1 protein-coding gene is annotated in these 249 nt (G+C 59.8%); it reads right to left on the bottom strand.

The features are described from left to right. Positions 1-249 (bottom strand): hypothetical protein (locus ACX6XY_RS30445; protein ID WP_460337960.1); only part of this gene is annotated, 249 nt, incomplete at both ends.

Genomic DNA, 249 nt, shown 5'->3' on the forward strand with positions numbered 1-249 from the left:
GGTCAATGCTGTCGATAGCCTGGGCTTGGGTTTCGCTGTAGACCCTGTACAGGTTGACAGCCACACGACGAAGGCATCCGCCAACCTTAGTGCGCAGATCCTCCAGCAGGTCATCGGCAAAGCGCAGTGTTGGATAACTGGCTTGGGTCAGGGCGCGCAAGTCGTCGAGGGTGGCGCGCTGTGCAGGTACCCACTCCAGTACACGGTTGTGCAGGCGTTCCAGCTTGGCCAGGCTGCTTGGAACACGTT

It is taken from the genome of Streptomyces sp. O3 (genome assembly GCF_054788135.1).